This is a genomic window from Paraburkholderia sp. GAS206C (assembly GCF_050435645.1).
Taxonomy (GTDB): Bacteria; Pseudomonadota; Gammaproteobacteria; order Burkholderiales; family Burkholderiaceae; genus Paraburkholderia; species Paraburkholderia phenazinium_B.
In genome coordinates, this window is the sequence record NZ_JBNDKR010000002.1 from 601,895 (window position 1) to 616,435 (window position 14,541).

Consider the following 14,541-nt stretch of genomic DNA (forward strand, 5'->3'; position numbering starts at 1 on the left):
CGCCGGCGTGAAGGAATTAAGGGTTGCGAATCAAGCCTTGATCGAACCTTGTGAGAGTGAGCCAGCGTCAGACGAGACCCACGACAAGCGGCCCAAGCAGGGTCAGCGCCACATTGGCGATCGCATAAGTGATAGCGAACGGCACGGTGGGCACGGCGCTCTCCGCCTTGTCGAGCACACCGCCGAACGCGGGGTTCGCACTGCGCGAGCCGGACAGTGCACCGGCCAGAATCGCGGCGTTCCGGTAACCAAGCACGTAGCGGCCGAACAGCATCGTCAGCAGCAGCGGGAATAGCGTGACGAACACGCCGAGCAGGAAGATGGTCATGCCGCTCTGCTTGACCGTGACCACTGCCTGCAAACCGGAGTTCAGGCCCACTACCGCGACGAACGCGGCGAGGCCGAAGTCCTTCAGCAATTGCGAGGCGGCCGAGGGCAGCACGCCGTACATCGGATGCTTGCCGCGCATCCAGCCGAACAGCAGGCCGGCCAGCAGGCAACCGCCACCCGAGCCAAGCGTCAGCGGAATGCCGCCCACATCGAGCACAACCAGACCAATCAGCAAACCGAGTACGAGGCCCACGCCCATGTAGATAAAGTCAGTCTTGTTGCTGTACGGCAGTTCGTAGCCGGCAGCATCGACCGCACGTTTGGTGTCTTTCGGCGAGCCGTAAAACGTGATCACATCGCCGTGTTCAAGCCGGGTCTCCGGCAGGATGGGCAGCGGCTGGCCGGCACGCGTCGCGCCCTCGATATAGACGCCGTGACGCAGATCGCGATCCACGTTCTGGCGCACTTCCGCGATCGTGGTGTGATTCATGCCCTTGCGTGTGAACACGCCCTGACGGGTCTGCATCACGATGCTGACGCCATCGGTTTCCGCGAGTTCGTCGCCGATCAGATTCCACAGGCCGACCACGCCTTCGCGGCGCCCTACTACCAGCACCACGTCATCCGCTTCGAGCATGAGATCCGCAGCCGGCTCGAGCGCCTTGCCGCCACGTCGGATGCGCTCGATCGTGATCATGTCTTTCTGCGCCAGTTCGATCTCGGAGACCTTGCGACCCGCACCCGTTCCCACCCGGTACGCGCGTCCTACGACCTCTGGCAACGCTGACAGTTGACCGGCTGCCTGTGCCGGCGCATTGCCCGCCAACTCCTTTTCGGCCTCGATCGACGCCTCGCGCAAGCCCTGCCCCATGAACTTCGGCAAGATATTCACGCAGACGATGATCGCCCCCAACGAGCCGAACACATACGTGACGGCATAGGCAATTGCCACGTCGGATTGCAGCGACTTGATCTGATCGAGCGGTAAATCAAGCCGCGCGATCGCGTCACCCGCTGTGCCGATGATGGCCGACTGGGTCAACGCACCGCCCGCGAGCCCTGCCGCGAGCCCCTTGTTGAGGTGAAAAAGCTTCGCACACACAATGACCGTGATCAGCGCCGATACGGCCAGGAAAATCGCCATCGCGATCTCGCGCAGCGTCTTGCGATTGAGCGAGTTGAAGAAGCCCGGTCCCGAGTCGTAGCCGACCGCATAAATGAACACGGCGAACATCACGGACTTCACCCCATTGTCGATCGTGACCCCGGCCTGACTGATCACCACCGCGGCAAGCAGCGAACCGCCCACACCGCCCAACTGGAACTTGCCGAAATTGATCTGGCCGATGTAGTAGCCCACTGCCAGAGAAAGAAACAACGCGATCTCAGGTGACTTATGAAAGATGTTGTGTAGCCAGTCCATCTTGCCCTCGCAATAAATATTGACCGGACTGCCCGGTGTGATGGCCGATGGAAGTCAACGTTGCGGCACTCCCATCTGCGCCCTTGATTGCGCTAGCCATGCGCCAAACCTGCCCCGCGCGTCATACACCGCGCATTCGTGCGATGCGCTTTCGTGCACCGCGCGGCATCAGTTCGACGCGCGGCGTCTGTGCTGCGATTGCTGTCACTGTGCTTATCCGAACTTGCCCGCAAGGCCGACGACCACCGGCCCCATCAACGGCAGCAGAATGTTGGAAAGTGCGTAGGTGATCGTGTAGCCGATCACCGGCGTCGAATTACCGGTGACGCCGACCAGCGCGCTGATGGCCGGCGTGCTGCACTGCTGCCCGGCAATCGCACCGAGCAACATGGGGGCATCCAGTTTGAGAAACATGCGACCGATCCACAGCGACAGCAGCCCAGGAATCAGCACCATCAGGATCCCTACGAACGGCAACGCGACGCCGTATTCGCGAACCAGCTTGATCGCATCCGGCCCAGCTGAAAGACCGACCGCAGCAATAAAGGTGGCAAGACCGAAGTCCTTCAGGATCTGCGCGGCGGCGGACGGCAACGAGCCGATCAGCGGATAGCGCGAGCGGATCCAGCCGAACAGCAAACCGGACAGCAGGCAGCCGCCTCCTGTACCCAATGCGACCGAAACACCGCCGACCCGGCCGCCCAGATGTCCGATCGCCATGCCGGCCAGCACGCCCAGTCCGAGATAGACGAAATCCGTTTTCTGGGTAGGCGGCAGCACATAGCCGAGCTGACGCGCACCGCGCGCCACATCCGCCTTCGCGCCAACCAGGGTCAGCACGTCGCCGCGGTTCAGTTCGGTACCGGGTAGGGCAGGAATCCGCGTTTCGAGACGTGTTACCGCGGCGATGTAGACGCCTCGCACTTGCTCCGGTCCCGCCTGTTCGCGCAGTTGGGCAACGCTTTGCCCGTGCACCTCGCGCCGCGTCAACACCACGTCCACGCGCTCGACCGGCAGCGCGCCAAAGCGCGCATCAGCGACCTCCGTGCCGATTACCGCAGCCGCCGCGACCAGCGCCTCACGGCGGCCGGCTACCAGCACGAGATCGTCGGTTGCCAGCAGCACACCAGGGGCGATGGCCACACTCGCGCCGTTCCGGTCGACCTGTTCGACTGTCAGATTGGAACCGTAACGCTGTTCGAGCAGCCCGATCGACAATCCCGCTGCGGGACCGACGCGAAACGCCCGCCCCACCAAAGCAGGCGCACCCATCCGTTGTCCTTCGTCTAGCGCACCGTCACCGCCGAGCTTGTGCCACACGCGTTCCGCTTCTTCGCGCAAATTGACGCGCAGCAGCAGTGGCGCAAACTGGCTCGTAAACAGCACGATTGTGATCAGGCCAAACAGGTAGCTGACGCTATAGGCGGTCACGATGTTGGCCTGCAGACGCGCCGTCTCGGCGTCGGCAAAACCAAGTTTGGAGATCGCCTCGGAAGCCGTGCCGATCACTGCCGACTCCGTGGCAGCGCCCGCCAGTAACCCGGCGGCGGTACCCGCATCGAGACGCAGCGCGAACACCGCGAGCATGATGAGGATCAGCACGGAAACGATTTCGACGATCGACAGCAGTCCATAGCGCCAGCCACGTCCGATGTTGGCGAAAAACTGCGGACCGCCGGTGAAGCCCAGCGCGAAGATGAACAGTGCAAAAGCGATATTTTTCAGATCGGGCGCGAGGCGGGCGCCGGTTTGACCCAACAGTAGCGCCACGATCAACGTACCGCAGACACCGCCAAGCTGAATGGGTCCGATCTTGAATGAGCCAATGAAATATCCAAGCGCAAGGCTCGCGAACAACGCGATTTCCGGCTGCGACCTGAGCAATTCGCCGATCATGTTCCGGTTCGTCTCTTTACGGTGAATTCAGAATATTTATGAGAAAAAATAGCCTTGAAATTTTCAAAAGCCTATTTCGGGATATTTTTGAGCCAGGACGAGCTACTACATCAAAGGGGCGCAACATCCACCATTCGATTCAGGTTTTATTGCACCTTCGTGACGGGCCATGAAGACGTTTAACGCCGTCATGCGGCAGTGCGGTGAAGACATACAGTACAGCTCACATTGACGACACGCATCGATTGCCTCGTGAAGTGGCCCCACACCTTATGCAAAGGGTTATGGGCATGATTGCACCGTGGAATTGTTTGACTAATTCAGGATAATTCCGCCAATCCCTGATTCATTACAGACAGTTGGCGGAATGTACACACTTTCAAATTCAGCATGCCTTATCAATAAATATTGTAATTTTTTGGAATAGTCAATATTATTTTCAACAGAAGACGCAAGACAGGATCCGGGCGATTCCGAGCTGGCCCGCTGCCGCTACGTGGCTCATAACGTGGCCTCCAACAAATACACGAGGGCGGTTTCCAATGAACCAGATTCATGCAATGCGCGTTTTCGTCAGGGTGGCCGAGACTGAGAGCTTCCGCCGCGCCGCCCAGCAACTCGAGGTGTCGAACGCGCTCGTCACGCGCGCCATCGCCACGCTCGAAGCTCATCTGAAAACCAGGCTCATCAACCGGACCACCCGCAACGTCGCCCTGACCGAGGCCGGCACGCGCTACCTCGAAGGATGCCGTGGGCTGCTGGAAGAACTGGACCGTCTGGAAACCGCATTGGGCGATACCCAGGCCGAGCCTGGGGGTACGTTGCGCCTCGTCGCTTCCGGTGCGCTCTCGCTGCTTTCGCTGACACCCTTGCTCGACAGCTTTCGCAGGCTGTATCCGAAGATCAAGGTGCGGCTCACGCTGACCGACCGGCGCGTCGACCTGATTGAAGATGGGTACGACGTCGGTATCGTCACCGGCTTCACGGCACCAAGCCACGATCTGGTCGAACGGCCAATCGGCACGCATTCGCTGGTGGTCTGCGCGGCGCCTGCGTATCTCGCCGAGCACGGCGAGCCGCAACTGCCCGAACAACTGGCATTGCAAGCGTTTGTCGCGCTGCCATCGGAGCAAGGCAGCATCACCTGGCATTTCAGCGGGCCTTCGCATCGCACCGAAGAGATCACACTTCAACCGGTGTATTCCGTCAACAACGCGCAGATGGTGCGGCTTGGGGTGCTGGCCGGCATGGGCATTGCGATCCTGCCATGGCAGATGGTGGCCGATGATCTCGCCGCCGGTACCTTGAAGCGAATCATGGCGGATCATCGCGTGGACGATCCGGACCTCAAGGTGTCGATCGTGTATCCGAACCGGCAGTTCCTGCCGGCGAGGACACGCTCGTTCGTGGAGCATACGCTCGAGCATTTCAGCCGTGTGGCGGCAGGCCCGTGGGACGCATCCGACGCCGCAGACATCGCAGGTATTGCGGACGCCGCCGTCGACGCCTCACGCATGCCGGACACGAATGGCGTATCCATGCCGGAACCGCCAGCACAGACGCCACCACCCATGGCGAAAGAAATGCGCACCGGTCTGCATGCGCCGCGGGGGGCTTAAACTATCGGCATCCCGTCGGTGGAGTCTCCCATGCGCATGATCCTGTTCAGTAGCCGTCAGTACGACAGCGAGACATTTCGCGAAGCGAACACCGCGCATGGCTACGATCTGCACTTTCAGGAGTCGCATCTCGACGCGGAAACCGCCGTGCTGGCAGACGGCTTCGAGGTGGTCTGCCCGTTCGTCAACGACTGTGCCGACGCAGCGGTTCTGGAGCGGCTGCATGCCGGCGGCACGCGCCTGATCGCACTGCGTTCGGCAGGCTTCAATCACGTCGACCTGGCTGCGGCTGAACGCCTGGGCATCACCGTGGTGCGCGTACCGGCCTATTCGCCGTATGCCGTCGCCGAACACGCGGTGGGGCTGATTCTCGCCCTCAACAGGCGCCTGCCGCGCGCCGCAGCGCGAACCCGCGAAGGCGACTTTTCGCTGCATGGGTTGCTCGGTTTCGACCTGCATGGCAAGACGGTCGGCGTGGTCGGCACCGGCATGATCGGCCGGGTGTTCGGGCGCATCATGGCCGGCTTCGGCATGCAGATCCTCGCATACGACCCCGGCACACCCGCAGAGGATCTGCTGGCGCTTGACGCGCGCTACGTGCCGCTCGATACGCTGCTTGCCGAAAGCGATGTCGTCAGCCTGCACTGTCCGCTGGTGCCAGACACTTACCATCTGATCGACGATGGCGCGCTTGCCAAAATGAAGCGCGGCTCGATGCTGATCAACACGGGCCGGGGCGGCCTCGTTGAAAGCAATGCGCTGGTCGGCGCGCTCAAGAGCGGCCAGCTCGGCAACCTGGGGCTCGACGTCTACGAGGAAGAAGGCGGCCTGTTCTTCGAGGACCATTCCAACCGGCCGCTGCAGGACGACGTGCTGGCGCGCCTCCTGATGTTTCCGAACGTGATCGTCACGGCTCACCAGGCGTTCTTCACCCGCGAGGCGATGAACGAGATCGCGCAGACGACACTCGGCAACGTGGCCGCATGGCTCGCCGGTACGCCGCGCAACGTGGTGCAGGTGCGCGGCTAGCGCCCTCGCCCATCCATCGCAGTGCGAACCGCCGTGCGCGCGTCGTCCGCGGCGCCGCATACTTCACGCAGCAACGCGACTTCGCGCTCGTGGACTTCTACCGGAAACCAGCGTGCGCCCGCTTCGGCCAGATAGCGCGCGCGATGCTGGCCATTGCGGAACGCCACCACTCCCTCGTGTTCGAGTCCGAGCCAACCCATCAGGCCCGGCGCGCGGCGCTTCGAGATGGTCACATATGGCATCTGCGGAATGCGCGGATTGGCGGGATCGAGAAACTCGCGAATGCCACGCACCTTACCGGTATGCCATTCGTTGACAGGTTTCAGCACGTAGTCGGTATTGTCGCGATCGGCGCATTCGAGCAGCTTGCGCGCATCGACGAGCACCACCTGGTGACGGGTGCCGTCGGCGACGAACACACGCTTGAGACGGACGTGGTCGTACCACGCATGTTCAGACAGCGGAACGATCCAGATGGGTTCCGCCATGGAGGATTCGAGAGTCGGCGTGGGTGATGACATGGACAATAACAGGTGCAGACTCAATGGGCCGGTGCACCAGCACGCGGCACGCTAAAAAAGCGCTTACGCTACGGGTGCCCTGTGAAGTATATGTGACAACGCCCTGCATTAATCAGTCAGCATGTGGCGTATATGGCGTATGTGGCGAAGACGAATAACAGTGGAGACGGCGATGACTTCAGAACACTTCGGTGCCCACGTGCGGATCGAAGCAAACGATGCGGTTGCCACGATCGTGCTCGAGCGGCCCGCGCGCCGCAACGCGGTGGACCGTCCAACTGCGGACGCGTTGCGAGCGGCGTTCGAGCGTTTCGAAGCCGAGTCGGCGTGGCGGGCGGCGGTCCTGTTCGGCGCGGGCGGCACCTTCTGCGCGGGCGCCGACCTCACCGCGCTCGGCGACGAGACCCGTCGCAACGAACTGCACGCCGACGGCAGCGGTCCCGGGCCGATGGGTCCGACCCGCATGGTATTCACCAAGCCCGTGATCGCCGCGATTGCCGGATACGCCGTCGCGGGCGGCCTCGAACTCGCGGCCATGTGCGACCTGCGGGTGGTCGAAGAGGATGCGGTGCTGGGCGTCTTCTGCAGACGGGTCGGCATTCCGCTAATCGACGGTGGCACGATCCGGCTGCCGCGGCTGATTGGCTTGTCGCGCGCGCTGGATCTGATCCTGACGGGGCGCGCAGTCGGGTCGCAGGAAGCGCTGGCGTTCGGGCTTGCGAATCGGGTAGTGGCAACCGGCACCGCGCGCACCGCTGCCGAAAAGCTTGCCGCAGAACTGGCGACACTTCCCCAGGCCGCATTGTTGGCGGACCGCCGCTCGGCTCTCGAAAGCAGCGCCCTCGACGATCTGTCCGAGGCCTTCCGCCGCGAGGGCGAGGGAGGATATCAAGCGGTATTCGCGGAGGGAGTAGCAGGCGCGCTGCGCTTTGCCGAGGGCGCTGGACGACATGGCGACGCACTTGAACCTGGCGGCGGCTAACCTCGCCGGCAGCCCTGCGGGGCAACGCCTTCAACGAAAAACAACAACTTGATCGCGCCCCACCTACGCCGTTTTGGCTTAGGTACAATCCCTTACTTGTTTGCCCTGCCTGCGCTCGCGCTCTCACTTCGAAAACGCGCGCCGGCAATGCGTGGAATGCGCAGCCTTCGTACCGATCTCCACATCATGCCTTTGCCTCTGCTCGCCCTTGCTGTTGCCGCGTTTGGAATCGGTACCACGGAATTCGTCATCATGGGCTTGCTGCCCGACGTGGCACGCGACCTCGCCGTCTCGATCCCCGCAGCCGGCATGCTGGTGTCGGCCTATGCGCTCGGCGTGACGATCGGCGCCCCGATCGTCGCCATCGCGGTCGCCAATATGCCGCGCAAAAAAGCCCTGATGAGCCTGATCGGCGTGTTCATCGTCGGCAACCTGCTATGTGCCATGGCGCCCAACTACGGTGTCCTGATGGTCGCGCGCATCGTGACGGCGTTTTGCCATGGCGCCTTCTTCGGGATCGGCTCGGTGGTCGCAGCCGGCCTGGTGGCGCCGAACCGGCGGGCCCAGGCGATCGCCCTGATGTTCACCGGTCTTACGCTCGCCAACGTGCTCGGCGTGCCGCTTGGCACCGCGCTAGGTCAGGCCGTCGGCTGGCGGGCCACGTTCTGGGCTGTAACCGTCATCGGCATGCTGGCCGCCGCAGCGTTGGCCGTGTGCCTGCCCGCAAAGATCGAGATGCAGAAGGCGAGCCTTCTGCGCGAGTTCAGCGTGTTGAAAAACCCTCAAGTGGTGATGGTGCTTGGCATCAGCGTGCTGGCCTCGACAAGCCTCTTTTCCACCTTCACCTACATCACGCCGATCCTCGAAGACGTCACCGGTTTGACGCCGCATGCCGTCACACTGGTGCTGCTGTTGTTTGGCCTCGGGCTGACGGTGGGCAGCACGCTCGGTGGCAAGCTCGCCGACTGGCGCCTGATGCCTTCGCTGGTGGCGTTCCTGCTCGCCATCGTAGTGATCCTGACGATCTTCGCCGGCACGATGCACTCGGCCGTGCCCGCGATGGCCACGATCTTCATGTGGGGTGTGCTCGCCTTTGCAATCGTGCCGCCGCTGCAGATGCTGATTGTCGATCGTGCGAGTCATGCGCCGAACCTCGCTTCCACGCTGAATCAGGGTGCCTTCAATCTGGGCAATGCCACCGGCGCATGGCTCGGCGGCATGGCGATTGGCGCGGGCGCGCCATTGACCACGCTGCCGTGGGTCGGCGTCGCCGCTGCGGTCGGCGCGCTCGGGTTGACGCTGTGGTCGGCTTCGCTGGAGCGGCGTACTCCGCCTGCTGCGGTGGCCGGTTAACCCGCAGCGCGCTTCCTGCTTCTACTTGTGCGTGTGCGCCGGCAGAATTTCCCCGACGCACTTGCCGAAACCCACCCGGTAACCATCGCCCTGGCACCATCCGGCGAGCGTCAGTTCGTCGCCGTCCTCGATGAACGCACGGCTGCCGCCTTCCTTCAGCTCTAGTGGATTCTTGCCGTTCCACGTCAGCTCCAGCAGGCTGCCATAAGCGTCTTCGGCCGGTCCGCTGATCGTGCCCGAGCCCATCAGGTCGCCCACCCGCGCGTTGCAGCCGGATACGGTGTGGTGCGCCAGCTGCTGCGCCATCGTCCAGTACATGTGACGGAAATTGGTGCGCGAGATGGTGGTCGCCTGTTGCGCCTGCTGAGGACGTAGCGTGACTTCGAGCGCAATATCGAACGCGTGCGCACCGTCATGCCGCAGATACTCCAGCGGTTGAGGTTCCTGCGTCGGTTGTGAAACACGGAACGGCTCGAGCGCGTCGAGCGTGACGATCCATGGCGAAATGGTTGTGGCGAAAGTCTTGGCGTTGAACGGTCCGAGCGGCACATATTCCCATTGCTGGATGTCGCGTGCGCTCCAGTCATTGAGCAGCACCATGCCGAAGATGTGGTCCTCCGCGTCGGCACACGCAATCGGCTCGCCAAGCGTATTGCCGCGACCGACGATAAAGCCGGTTTCCAGTTCGATATCCAGCTTGCGGCACGCACCGAATACCGGGCGCTCCTGGTCGGGCAGTTTGAGCTGACCGTTCGGACGCCGTACCGGCGTGTCGCTCACCACCACCGATGAAGCGCGCCCGTTGTAGCCGATCGGCATTTCCGACCAGTTCGGCAGCAACGCATTCTTAGGATCACGGAACATCGAACCGACGTTGGTCGCGTGCTCCTTCGACGAGTAGAAATCGGTGTAGCCAGGAATCTGTACCGGCAGATGCAGCGTGGCGTCGGCCCGCGGCACCAGCGCTCGTTCGCGCAAGCCAGCGTCGTCGCGCAGCGTAGCGGTCTCGCGGGCGAGCAGGCTGCTCAACTGGATCCGCACGCTGCGCCACGCGTCGCGGCCGAGGGCAATGAAATCGTTGAGCGTGTCGCGAGAGAAAACGTCCTGACCTGCTGCCGTACCCCGCAGACGCAGCAAACCTGCCGCTTGCAGCACCGCCAGGTCGACAATCGTCTCGCCGATCGCCACACCTGCGCGCGGCGCGCCCTCGTGCGCGTCGCTGAAAATCCCAAACGGCAGATTCTGGATCGGGAAGTCGCACGCGGGCTCGTTCGCTGCTTCGATCCAGCTTTTGCGCGACGCATCGAGCGTCGCCTGAAGATCGCTCGACACGTTCATCGCTGCTCCGGGTTGAAGTGTTTCTTAAGACCTTGCCAGCACTCGTAGTAATGCGCCTGCAGTTGCGCCGTTTCCAGCGCGAAACGAGTCGGCTTGATCAGCGTGCGGGTTTCGAACATGAAGGCCATCGTGTCGCCAACCCTATGCGGCTTCGAGGTGTCGCCATGCGAAGCTTTCTCGAAGGTATCCGCATCCGGACCATGACCCGACATGCAGTTGTGCAGACTCGCGCCGCCCGGCACAAAGCCCTCGGCCTTTGCGTCATAGACGCCGTGCACCAGCCCCATGAATTCGCTCGCCACATTGCGGTGGAACCAGGGCGGGCGGAAGGTATCTTCCGCAGCGAGCCAGCGGGGCGGGAAAATCACGAAGTCGATCGTGTCGACGCCGGGCGTATCGCTCGGTGAATGCAGCACCAGGAAGATCGACGGGTCGGGATGATCGAAGCTGATCGAGCCGATCGTGTTGAAGCGGCGCAGATCGTATTTGTACGGCGCGTAGTTGCCGTGCCACGCGACCACGTCGAGCGGCGAGTGGCCGATGTCCGCACGCCACAGGTTGCCGTTGAGCTTCGCCACGAGTTCGAAGGCGCCTTCGCGATCTTCATATGCCGCTCGCGGTGTGAGAAAGTCGCGCGGGTTGGCGAGACCGTTCGAACCGATCGGCCCCAGGTCCGGCAGACGCAACAAGGCGCCGAAGTTCTCGCAGATATAGCCGCGCGCTGTGCCGTCAGGCAGCGAAACAGCAAAGCGCACGCCACGCGGAATCACGGCGATCTCGAAAGGTTCGACGTCGATCAGCCCCAGCTCGGTTGCGATGTGCAGACGCCCTTCCTGCGGCACGATCAGCAGCTCGCCGTCGGCGCTATAGAAGAAGCGGTCCTGCATCGAACGGTTGGCCGCATACAGATGAATCGCGCAGCCGCTCATCGCTTCGGCCGAGCCGTTGCCGGCCATCGTCACCCAGCCGTCGGTGAAATCGCTCGGCTCGGCAGGCATTGGCAGCGGGTCCCAGCGCAACTGGTTGGGCGGCGTTGGCGGCACGTCGTGGAAATTCGCGACCAGACGGTGCGAAGGCAGCGCGGTAAAGGGCTGATGCACCGCCGCCGGACGGATCCGGTACAGCCACGAGCGACGGTTGTGGCTACGAGGCGCGGTAAAGGCGGTGCCCGACAGTTGCTCGGCGTACAAACCGTAGGGCGCCCGCTGCGGCGAATTGCGGCCTTGCGGTAACGCTCCCGGCAGCGCTTCGGTGGCGAACTCGTTGGCAAAGCCCGATTGATAGCCCGGCACGATGTCAGGGCGCGCGCTGTGGTCGACCCGCTGGGCGGCGTGCCCGCTCGTATGGCCATTGAGAGCCACGCTCGAAGCCTTGTCTGTGGGGTTGTTCATGCAGGTTCTCCGTTAAAACTCCGGCCTGTGGCAAGCCGCAAGCCGCTTTTAGACCGCTTCCAGATCGCACTTGCCTTTATCAGGCCACGTTGATGCCCTCTTCGGCTTGTCTTTAGAACGCTTGCGCCGCTGCGCCATTGCGTTGCCGCGTCGCACCGGCCAAGGCAATTACCAGTAGCGCCGAGCACAGCACCGGCACGGCGGCCGCATGAAACAGCGCCGCGTTCGACCAGTTAAGCGCAATCAGTTGACCGCCGACGAGCGGCCCGATCACCGAGCCGATTCGTCCGATGCCCAGACTCCAGCCGATGCCCGTCGAGCGTAACGAGGTCGGGTAGAAATGCCCCGCGAGCGCATTGACGGCAGGCTGGCCGCCGACCACGCAGAAGCCGCCGGCGAACACCACGACCAGCAGCCACGGCAGCGCATGAGCGACCATGCCGATCATGCCGACCGTCAAAGTGGCAGCGACAAAACAGACGAACAGCACGCGTACAAAGCCAAAGCGTTCGATAAACCAGCCGAGCAGTAGCGTCCCCACCACGCCCCCGGTCTGCAGCACGGTCCCGACGATCACCGCTGTGGCAGGCGTATAGCCGGCCTCGTGCATGACGGTAGGCAACCAGTTCGACAGGAAGTACAGATCGATCAGGTTCATGAAGCTGATGGCCCACAGGATCAGCGTCACCGGCGTGCGGCCGACGCGAAACAGTTCCGCAACGGGCGCGCCGCTCGCGGCCTTTTCGCGCACGACGAGGCGCGTATCAGCGCCGATGGGCAGACTCGGATCGAACCGGCTGAGCCAGCGCAAGGCGCGTTCATGACGTCCCTTGAGCACCAGAAATTGCAGCGATTCCGGCAACGCCGCCAGCATCGCGAAGGCAAGCAGCAACGGCACCGAGCCGCCCACCCAGAACACCGCACGCCAGCCGTACGACGGGATCAACGCCGCGCTGATGAAGCCACCCAGCGCCGCGCCAAGCGTGAAGCCGCACGAAACCAGCATCATCCGTTTGACGCGGTGAGCGGTGCTCGAGAATTCGCCGACCAGCGCCATCGCGTTCGGCATGATGCAGCCAAGCCCGAGGCCCGTGACGAAGCGCAGCGCAAGCAAGGCGGGGATCGTCGTCACGAGTGGTGTCGCCAGCATCGCCAGTGCGAAGAACAGCGTCGCGCCAATCAGCACCGGCCGCCTTCCAATGCGGTCAGCCAGCACCGACAGCGCTAGCGCCCCCAGCAGCATCCCGAACAGGCTCGCACTGAACACCGGGCCGAGCGCCGCCTTCGACACGTGCCATTCGCCAATCACGCTGGGCGCCACATAGCCCATCGCCTGCGCGTCAAAACCGTCGATCACGAGACACAAGCCGCACAACACGAGCAACATCAACTGAAATGCCGGGTGATGCGTTTCCCCGAGCACGCGCTCCACTTCGATTACGTTGGCAGACCCTGGTTGGGCGTTCATCGAGTCGTCTCCTCGTCCTGATTGCATCGGACTGTTTAGTGGCGCGTACGGCTCCGCAATCTCGGGCGCACATGGCTTCACCATCGCGGCTATCCCGCAATTTACGAATGGTAAAACTAATTACGAATAGTGAAATTAACGTTAACCCTGAATTTCCATACGAACCCCATATGGTTATCAGCAATTAGTTCATGACGCCGTTGTGCGGACTGCTACCATCAATAGATGCGGCCCAGGGCCGCGCTTCGACGCGCCAACGATGCGCCACCACAACCACTCATGATTCCGCAGACTGTCCCCCAACTCGTCGCACGTGCCGCCGAACATCCGTTTCTCGGCGAGTATCTGGCGCTGGGCGAGGGCATCCATCACGACACCGCGGTCGCTCATTTCGACGGGCTCGAACTCGCAAGCGCCTATGAGCCGATCTTCGATATCAGCGTGCACGCGCTGGCCCAGTCGCTCTCTTCCGCGCCGGAGAGCGTGGACCGGTTCGGCGACGAACTCGGATTCCAGGCCGTCACGCGAAGGCTCGACGGCGAGCCCTTCGACCCGCTCGCCCCTTTCGACCGGATCGAAGACGACCCGCAACTGGTCACACTCGATCGCATGTCGCGCGCGCTGCACGCGATCAATTTCTTCGGTGCACAACGTCACGGGCTGCTGTTTCTGCGCGTCCACGAACGTCTGCTGAAGAGCGTGAAGTACGACCACGGCCGTCACTTCTCGACGGTGCTGGTTTCGTTTGGGCTTAATCCATCGCGGATTGTCATCGAGTTGCCGGCGGCAGCGGTCGCGCACCGCACCTTCCTCGGCTATCTGACGAAGAGTTATCAGCGGTATGGGTTCAAGGTGGCGGGCAATCTGCCGAATGCCGGTCAGATTCTCTCTGTGTCCGACATGGCGCGGCTCGACTTCATCAAGATGGATGCGGGCCTCGCGTTGCGCGATGCGATGGTGAAGCCGCTAGTGGGTTATGCGAACCGGCTGCGGATACCGTTGATCTTCAACCGGGTGGCAACCGAAGCTCAGTTCGATCTGCTGCAACAGTATGACGTGCGCTTCGTGCAGGGACCGCTCTTTGCGGTGCACAGTCATGATGGGGCGGTTTGAGGTTCGGCGGAACGTGTCCTCCTGCTGCGAGGCCTTGGTACGAGGCGAAGGAAGCGCCTTTCGCGATGCCATGAAATG

Annotated in this window: 11 protein-coding genes; 5 read left to right on the top strand and 6 right to left on the bottom strand. The window is 62.7% G+C overall.

What is annotated here, in order from left to right; genetic code table 11:
- Nucleotides 1-67: 67 nt before the first annotated feature.
- Both aspT (P3T20_RS07065) and aspT (P3T20_RS07070) read right to left on the bottom strand, forming a co-directional pair.
- Nucleotides 68-1,753, bottom strand: a complete 1,686-nt coding sequence (aspT, locus tag P3T20_RS07065; protein ID WP_429286524.1) for an aspartate-alanine antiporter — start codon at nt 1,751-1,753, stop codon at nt 68-70.
- 213 nt (nt 1,754-1,966) lie between these two features.
- Nucleotides 1,967-3,649, bottom strand: coding sequence for an aspartate-alanine antiporter (gene aspT, locus P3T20_RS07070; RefSeq protein WP_429286525.1), 1,683 nt, complete (start codon nt 3,647-3,649; stop codon nt 1,967-1,969).
- A 542-nt stretch (nt 3,650-4,191) separates the two neighbouring features.
- Here aspT (P3T20_RS07070) and P3T20_RS07075 point away from each other — a divergent pair.
- Nucleotides 4,192-5,268, top strand: a complete 1,077-nt coding sequence (locus P3T20_RS07075) for a LysR family transcriptional regulator (protein WP_429286526.1) — start codon at nt 4,192-4,194, stop codon at nt 5,266-5,268.
- Nucleotides 5,269-5,298: 30 nt separating this feature from the next.
- Complete coding sequence (locus P3T20_RS07080; RefSeq protein WP_429286527.1) at nt 5,299-6,297, top strand: 2-hydroxyacid dehydrogenase; 999 nt, start codon at nt 5,299-5,301, stop codon at nt 6,295-6,297.
- On the opposite strand, the gene P3T20_RS07085 is transcribed toward P3T20_RS07080, so the two are convergent.
- Nucleotides 6,294-6,785: a plasmid fertility inhibition factor family protein gene (locus tag P3T20_RS07085; RefSeq protein ID WP_367946958.1), complete on the bottom strand. Its 492-nt coding sequence runs from the start codon at nt 6,783-6,785 to the stop codon at nt 6,294-6,296. The two genes, P3T20_RS07080 and P3T20_RS07085, sit on opposite strands and share 4 nt — an antisense overlap.
- 205 nt (nt 6,786-6,990) lie before the next feature.
- On the opposite strand from P3T20_RS07085, the gene P3T20_RS07090 reads away from it, so the two are divergent.
- Together P3T20_RS07090 and P3T20_RS07095 are read left to right on the top strand one after the other, a co-directional pair.
- Nucleotides 6,991-7,800, top strand: a complete 810-nt coding sequence (locus P3T20_RS07090; protein WP_429286528.1) for a crotonase/enoyl-CoA hydratase family protein — start codon at nt 6,991-6,993, stop codon at nt 7,798-7,800.
- A 186-nt stretch (nt 7,801-7,986) separates the two neighbouring features.
- On the top strand, nt 7,987-9,153 hold the full coding sequence (locus P3T20_RS07095; RefSeq protein ID WP_429286529.1) for an MFS transporter: 1,167 nt from the start codon (nt 7,987-7,989) through the stop codon (nt 9,151-9,153).
- 21 nt (nt 9,154-9,174) lie between these two features.
- Here P3T20_RS07095 and fahA read toward each other — a convergent pair whose 3' ends face one another.
- The 3 genes from fahA to P3T20_RS07110 form a co-directional block, all read right to left on the bottom strand.
- The gene (gene fahA / locus P3T20_RS07100; RefSeq protein ID WP_429286530.1) at nt 9,175-10,491 is read right to left on the bottom strand and encodes a fumarylacetoacetase; all 1,317 of its coding nucleotides are present in this window, start codon (nt 10,489-10,491) and stop codon (nt 9,175-9,177) included.
- Nucleotides 10,488-11,882, bottom strand: coding sequence for a homogentisate 1,2-dioxygenase (hmgA, locus tag P3T20_RS07105; RefSeq protein ID WP_429286531.1), 1,395 nt, complete (start codon nt 11,880-11,882; stop codon nt 10,488-10,490). Before hmgA ends, fahA begins: the two co-directional genes overlap by 4 nt.
- A 112-nt stretch (nt 11,883-11,994) precedes the next feature.
- On the bottom strand, nt 11,995-13,350 hold the full coding sequence (locus P3T20_RS07110; RefSeq protein WP_429286532.1) for an MFS transporter: 1,356 nt from the start codon (nt 13,348-13,350) through the stop codon (nt 11,995-11,997).
- A 279-nt stretch (nt 13,351-13,629) separates the two neighbouring features.
- On the opposite strand from P3T20_RS07110, the gene P3T20_RS07115 reads away from it, so the two are divergent.
- On the top strand, nt 13,630-14,463 hold the full coding sequence (locus P3T20_RS07115) for an EAL domain-containing protein (protein ID WP_429286533.1): 834 nt from the start codon (nt 13,630-13,632) through the stop codon (nt 14,461-14,463).
- The last annotated feature ends 78 nt before the right edge of the window (nt 14,464-14,541 follow it).

Bases quoted from the DNA above. Each gene is read 5' to 3' on its own strand.
- P3T20_RS07075 (WP_429286526.1), top strand. From the start codon at position 4,192: ATGAACCAGATTCATGCAATGCGCGTTTTCGTCAGGGTGGCCGAGACT.
- P3T20_RS07095 (WP_429286529.1), top strand. From the start codon at position 7,987: ATGCCTTTGCCTCTGCTCGCCCTTGCTGTTGCCGCGTTTGGAATCGGT.
- P3T20_RS07115 (WP_429286533.1), top strand. From the start codon at position 13,630: ATGATTCCGCAGACTGTCCCCCAACTCGTCGCACGTGCCGCCGAACAT.
- hmgA (WP_429286531.1), bottom strand. From the start codon at position 11,882: ATGAACAACCCCACAGACAAGGCTTCGAGCGTGGCTCTCAATGGCCAT.
- P3T20_RS07080 (WP_429286527.1), top strand. From the start codon at position 5,299: ATGCGCATGATCCTGTTCAGTAGCCGTCAGTACGACAGCGAGACATTT.
- fahA (WP_429286530.1), bottom strand. From the start codon at position 10,491: ATGAACGTGTCGAGCGATCTTCAGGCGACGCTCGATGCGTCGCGCAAA.
- aspT (WP_429286525.1), bottom strand. From the start codon at position 3,649: ATGATCGGCGAATTGCTCAGGTCGCAGCCGGAAATCGCGTTGTTCGCG.
- P3T20_RS07110 (WP_429286532.1), bottom strand. From the start codon at position 13,350: ATGAACGCCCAACCAGGGTCTGCCAACGTAATCGAAGTGGAGCGCGTG.
- aspT (WP_429286524.1), bottom strand. From the start codon at position 1,753: ATGGACTGGCTACACAACATCTTTCATAAGTCACCTGAGATCGCGTTG.
- P3T20_RS07085 (WP_367946958.1), bottom strand. From the start codon at position 6,785: ATGGCGGAACCCATCTGGATCGTTCCGCTGTCTGAACATGCGTGGTAC.
- P3T20_RS07090 (WP_429286528.1), top strand. From the start codon at position 6,991: ATGACTTCAGAACACTTCGGTGCCCACGTGCGGATCGAAGCAAACGAT.